The 5,707-nt window shown below is 63.0% G+C and carries 7 protein-coding genes and 1 pseudogene; 4 read left to right on the top strand and 4 right to left on the bottom strand.

Going from position 1 to position 5,707, the window contains the following annotated elements; translation table 11 throughout:
• Position 1 precedes the first annotated feature (1 nt).
• The gene (locus VH499_RS24545) at positions 2 to 535 is read right to left on the bottom strand and encodes a hypothetical protein (RefSeq protein WP_332055404.1); all 534 of its coding nucleotides are present in this window, start codon (positions 533 to 535) and stop codon (positions 2 to 4) included.
• A 538-nt stretch (positions 536 to 1,073) separates the two neighbouring features.
• Positions 1,074 to 1,592: pseudogene (locus tag VH499_RS24550) on the bottom strand (hypothetical protein).
• Between VH499_RS24550 and VH499_RS24555 the strand changes: the two are divergent.
• The 4 genes from VH499_RS24555 (at position 1,569) to VH499_RS24570 (ending at position 3,589) form a co-directional block, all read left to right on the top strand.
• Positions 1,569 to 1,745 carry a hypothetical protein gene (locus VH499_RS24555; protein WP_332055410.1) on the top strand — a complete coding sequence of 59 codons (177 nt, stop codon included), beginning with the start codon at positions 1,569 to 1,571 and terminating at the stop codon, positions 1,743 to 1,745. The pseudogene VH499_RS24550 and the gene VH499_RS24555 sit on opposite strands and share 24 nt — an antisense overlap.
• 393 nt (positions 1,746 to 2,138) lie before the next feature.
• Entirely contained in the window at positions 2,139 to 2,768 is a 630-nt protein-coding gene (locus VH499_RS24560; RefSeq protein ID WP_332055405.1) for a plasmid pRiA4b ORF-3 family protein, read from the top strand.
• 23 nt (positions 2,769 to 2,791) lie between these two features.
• Positions 2,792 to 3,040, top strand: a complete 249-nt coding sequence (locus tag VH499_RS24565) for a hypothetical protein (RefSeq protein ID WP_332055406.1) — start codon at positions 2,792 to 2,794, stop codon at positions 3,038 to 3,040.
• A gap of 189 nt (positions 3,041 to 3,229) precedes the next feature.
• A complete protein-coding gene (locus VH499_RS24570) occupies positions 3,230 to 3,589 on the top strand; it encodes a hypothetical protein (protein WP_332055407.1) in 360 nt (119 codons plus the stop codon).
• Between the two features lie 286 nt (positions 3,590 to 3,875).
• Here VH499_RS24570 and VH499_RS24575 read toward each other — a convergent pair whose 3' ends face one another.
• Positions 3,876 to 4,154 carry a hypothetical protein gene (locus VH499_RS24575; RefSeq protein WP_332055408.1) on the bottom strand — a complete coding sequence of 93 codons (279 nt, stop codon included), beginning with the start codon at positions 4,152 to 4,154 and terminating at the stop codon, positions 3,876 to 3,878.
• Between the two features lie 317 nt (positions 4,155 to 4,471).
• Complete coding sequence (locus VH499_RS24580) at positions 4,472 to 5,281, bottom strand: phytanoyl-CoA dioxygenase family protein (RefSeq protein WP_332055409.1); 810 nt, start codon at positions 5,279 to 5,281, stop codon at positions 4,472 to 4,474.
• Positions 5,282 to 5,707: the final 426 nt, after the last annotated feature.

Genomic DNA, 5,707 nt, shown 5'->3' on the forward strand with positions numbered 1-5,707 from the left:
GTTAGGCACCATCGGGGAGCCTGTCGCGGTTGAGAATGGCGCGGGAGCGCCCGATCAGGTTCACGAGCGACACCGGCAGGGGCAAAGCCAGGACCTGATGCCGGTCGGCGATCTGGACGAGGTTCGTGCAGGTCTTCCGCAGGTGGTAGCGCAGCGCCGGCGCGAGCGCGTAGGGCGCGGATGAGGATTGGAGGCATGCGGCGGGAAAGCTGGCTGCACCCAGCCGCCGCAAATGGTTGGTGAGTCTTGCAAGCTCGGAAGGCTGGATCTCGCCGGTCGCGTTGAACCGGTGCGCGAGATGATTCAGCGCGACACCAGCCGCGTGCCAGCGGCGCAGCAGCCTCCCGGACGCACCGATCGTCACCGGCGCCGCACGCTTCTTGCGCCGCGGCCGGCGCAGCATCACGCTGCGGCCGAAGTCGGCGGGTGTCTTGCCGAGCAGACCGGCATGGGCGTGCACGCGCGCCAGCTCCCGCGCGGTGAAGCGGATGTTGAGCTGGTGGCTGCGGGTGTCGTCTTTGCGTGGGCGCGGCATGCGGCAGGGTCAATGAAAGAAAAGGTGCGGGCGAGCGCGGCGCCTCCCGGCCTCAGCCGGGATCGGACCGGCTCACGCCGGTCCGATGTTTTTGCTAGCAAAAACCCAGCTTGCTCTCCGCACTCTTCCGTGTAGCGAGAAGGCGCCCGAACACGGAATTTATTCACGCCGCCACAAACGGAGTCGAATCGTCCGCGCAAATGTATGCAGAAGCGCCATCGCGGACGGATTCGGTTCTGGATCGATTCAGCAGAAAAACATCCACGATCTTGTTGCCGTGGACGCGCGCAGCCCGGGAGATCGGGTTTGATTGGCCGGGAAGGCGCGTCGACGGGCCAGCGTGGTTCTAACGTTGTCGATCGTAGAGAGCGGCGCACCGCCCGCAAGGCCGTCGTGCTGTGTAGCCCCCGACCTGGCTTATACAGAAGCGGACTTTCGCGGGAGCGCAATCGGTAATGGTCCGTGCGTCGCCGATCGCGTCCGCTATTTTCGGTACAGTGAACGAGATCTGCACCATGTGTTTCGACGAACGCGCGGCTTACGTTGTGATCCCGAAGCCGGCGGTGACTTGGTCCACCTTGGGCTGAGGACGAGCCAGCAAATAGAATGCAGCGACGTGCGTGATCATCAGTATGGGCACGTAGATGATCGGGATCGCATAGCTGGCGCCGAGCTCTCCTGCCAGCGCTGGCAGGTCGAACAAAGTGGCGCGGTAGTAGTCGACGATGAAGTCGACCGTCCCCACGACATTGAAAGCGACGACGAAGGTCCAAAACAGTGGACGGATTCTGACGGCGAACAGCGCCAGCATAGCTAACACCCCAGTTGCTAAGTCGCCGTAGGCCGCGAAGGTGGCGAAGCCGGTGGGTAGATCGGGGCCGACGACGCCGGGAAGAACGAAGACCAGCCCGAAGAAGCGGAAGCTGTGCAGCGTGGCGATTGCACGTTGCGCTTCGAGGTGGCCCATCTTCTTCAGCCAGGGCTAGATATAAACTCCGAAACAGAGCAGCCACGCGACGTATGCGGAGACGAGATGGAGCCGACACACACGCGCCATGCGGAGTTGATCGACTGGCTCGGTTGCCGCGACCCGAGCGTGATCGACCGCCAGGCCATGGCAACGGCACTGGCGCGGGTGGCCGGGTCGGTCGGAACTCCTGCCAAGAAACCGCCGCGGAAGCGTGGCCAGAGCAAGGAGAGAGCGGCGTGACAGTGATGCAGGCAAGCGGTCGCAGAATCTGCATGACGACCGGCGCAATGAAGCGGTCACCTTGGACGACACCAAAGCGACTCTGGCCAGCTTCCACCGTGTAGGGTGATTGGCTGTGGATTTCGGGCCGTATACAGAAGCCGACATTCGCCGGCTCGTTCTCGCTCACGTCGATCGCGGGCTACCATGTCCGGGATCGGAGGCATCGCGATCGGATAAGACTGGTCAGGGAACACCTCAGTCACGAGTCCGCCCATCCGTGATAGCGTGGCAAGCAAATTGACGGCGGCGCCCATGGACGGGCGACCTTGCGCGCGCCATCGTCCTGCTGGCAACCATATCGGCAGTTGCAGCACCGACCGTCAAGAGAGGTAGACTGTTCGGGGGGGACACATGAGCGAGGATGCCGACGACAGACGGCGGCCAAGCTTCCGCGACTTCAACGCCGTGCAGGTGCATCTCTCCCTCGACGGTATCGAGCCGAGGATCTGGCGGCGGCTCATCGTGCCACTCGACACAACGCTCGCCGACATGCATCGCATCATACAGGCCGCCATGGGCTGGAAGGATGCCCACCTGCATGAATTCGAGGTCGGCGGCCTGACCTACGGCGATACCTGGAGCCTCTCGGCCGAGCGCACGGACGATGAAGCGCGTGTGTATGACGCACAGGAAGTCCGAATGCGGGATTTCAGCCGCGAGCCCGGGGTCACCTTCACCTACGTCTACGGCTTCGGCGACAATTGGCGGCACACCGTCACGCTAGAGAAGCTTGTGGCAGCCACGCCAGCGCCGAAGAAGCCATCCTGCATCGACGGCGCGCGCTGTTGTCCGCCCGAGGATGTCGGCGGCACATCCGGCTACTTCGAATTCCTGCGCGTGTTGCTGGCGCCAGAGCTCGGCGAGGTTGACGAGCAGCGTCGCATGAAGCGCTGGAGCGGCGGCCGGTTCAACCCGGAGATGTTCGGGCTCGCCAAGACGGACAAGGCCGTGCGCAATGCGCTGCGGCGCGCGCGCAGCTAAGCGCCAGCCAGCCGGGCTCCCCCATGGCCGCCATATCCGACGTATTCACCCTGCCCCGCGCCGCCGCACGACTGGGCATCAGCGAGGAGCTTCTGGCCGAAATCGCCATCGACCTCGAGCCGGAGGATGGCGTCCTTTGGGTTCACGACAGCACCGAAGAAGGCTGTTACGGCTTCACACTCTTCGGGCTCGAAAGCGTCCAAGAGATTGTGAACGACAAGCCGACTCTCGCTTTCATCAAAGAACGCATGGAACGCAACAATTCCAAGTAGTAGGAAGCGACCAGCATTGTGCTGCCCCTCGCGCAGCGGGCTGGACTGCAGCAACTTTGTGCTATGGTCCGCGTGCTCGCTTTTGTGCCTGGCAGTCGCTGAGAAAGGTGGTCCCGGTCTGGACGACACCGCGCCGTTTATCGCCGATGGCGTGGTGTTCACCGCATCTCATCTACCCAACGTCTCCCGATGAAGCTGCGCGCGCGCTATGTCACCGTCAGCGACTTCGACGACCAGTATTTCGAGGTCTCGTTCGGCAACGAGCACCCGGCTGCCGACTACGATCCCGACGCGCCCATGCGACCCTACGTCCTGCTTCAGCGGCAATTCGAGGACGAAGACGGCGGCGTCTGCTATCTCGAGACCCACGATCCCGACCGCTACGCCGGCCACCTCAGGCTCCGGCTTGTCGAATTCACTCCCAGCCGCCTCGCCTTCGCGATCGACCGACCCCAAGACGGACTGGTGGAGGTCATCTTCAGGCTCGGTGCACGCCGCTTCCGGGAGGTCCAACGCGCCGTTAACATCATTTTCGGTCTGAACGTGTAGTGGGCGGATGGCGCTTCGGTGGCCTTGGCCAGCGCGACGGCATGAGCGTTCGATTGTCTGGCGCGGTTATACAAGAGCGGACCTCGGCCGATCTGCGATCGGCGGCGCGGAACCCGTCGCAGGCCAGGTCCGCTGCTTGGGGTATCGCGTCGGGCTTCAGATCGTCCCTCGGCTTAGAGGCAAGGCAGCATACACCGCACGCGCCCAAGCGGCTGACCTGACGACAGGTTTCGGGTCACTTCGTCCGTGGAGCGGTTGCCGCCTGTCGATTGTGACCCGTTGCGGACTATCCGCCAGATCGCCAAGTTCCGAGACGCTCGCGAATGTATTCAACGCTCTCGTCGATCGAAATCCTGGACGTATCCAGCAACTCAAACCCACCGGCCTCAGCCTCGCGCCTTAGAAACTTTGCCCAGATCATCATAGCGGCGTTGGCCAAATCCGGCTGGTTGCGTTCATTACACAGCCGTTGCGCTCGAGTTGCATCATCACAATGCACCAACACAATGCGAGCCTCTGCAATTCCGGCAGTTGCCAGCCCCTCCGCAATGAACGACAGGCGCATCTGACCTTCGAATAGAACCGGGAGACAACCAGGTTCTCGCGCGATCCGGGTCAACCACTCAATGGTATTCGCCCGCTGCCATCCTCTTCCCGGCCCCGATCCTGCCCCCCATCTCGCTAAGCGTTCCTCAGGTGACGGCACCCCAATGCTGTCAAATCTGAACACGCGAGCTCGCCCCGCATCCTGTTGCTCTATTCTTTCTGCAATTGTCGTTTTCCCCGAGCCCGAGGCACCCGTAAGAATGACTAAACCCATCGTCGCCGCCTCCCGATTTTGGCCACTCGGCCGACGCCTCGGGGCCGCTCGAAGTTATTTCGCTAAGCCGCCCCCTGAAGAGCTTGCCGAATTGCGATCTCAACTGGTGAATAATTGCCGTCCGCCCGCTCGAGCCGGATGGGTTCCGCGGGATGCAGCGGCGGCTGGGCCATGAACCGCGGCGCCGTCCCTTGGTGGCGTTGCGCGGCGTGCACGAGGAACGGATGGCACAGGTAGACAGTGCCAGCGTCACCCGTCGCCAGCGCCTCGGGCCGCTCGGCTCCCATCCGATCCAGCGCCATTTCCGTTTGTGACACCCCAATCTCGCCTGCTGGTGCGAGGAAGTGTGCCATGTCGATGTGTGACCCCACCCTTATCCGCGTCGGAGCATCGCGTGGGCCGACGTCGGAGAACAGGAACAGCATCAACAGGGCGCGACCGCGCGACCTTACATTCGCGCGCCGCTCATTCGGATCGCCGCCATCGGGCGCAAAGCTTGTATCGATATGCCAACCCTCGTCTCCGGGCGCATCCGGATGGGGGAAGCGTACGGCAAACGTCCCCCCGAAACCCAGCGAGCCCAGGCGCCAGCGGCCTTCGCCCACGAGCTGATCGAACGCGGTTTGCAGCACCAGCGTGCGCTCCGCCTTCAGGAACGGCGCGTCCTTGTAGCCGGAAAGCCGGATGACCGGTTTTGTCCAGGTCGCCCGATTGAGGGGATCGCAGCCCGTATCGCGCCACAGGATGGTGCGGGCCTCGTCGGCAAGCTCGCGCGGAAACGCCCGGTCGATGCGAACGAATCCGTCGCGAATGAATTGCTGTATTTGATCGTCGCTGAGTGCGCGCATCGACTGAAGTTCATCAGCAGGCATGGATATCCTCATATCATTGCAGGCCGGTCACCTGTCGCCGCTCGATGCGACGTTGGGTGCGGCTCATTGGTCCAGAAATGTGAGATGGGCGGCCGGCAGTTGCCCGGCACGCCCTCGCCTTCCACCCGCTCGAAGCAGGTGCCGCGGCTAGCGGCTGAGGAAGAAGACCGAGACGATATCGGATGTACGTATCATCATGATGTTCTGGCGTAGCACAGACAGGTCTGAAGGATCAACAAACGGCTTGAGGCCAGCGGTGCAAGACATAGAGACGGGAGTCCGCATCTGGCAGTGCGCCCTGACGGCGCGAATCATCAGTGGAGGAGGGTTCCACCCGGATAATTGTCGATAGGTCCGGAAGCTGGCGAGCGGCTCGGTCGGGTGACTGGTCGGGTCGGAGCCTCGCGACAAAGGTCACCTTGGGTG

Origin of the sequence: Reyranella sp. (assembly GCF_036558665.1) — a bacterium.
Taxonomy (GTDB): Bacteria; Pseudomonadota; Alphaproteobacteria; order Reyranellales; family Reyranellaceae; genus Reyranella.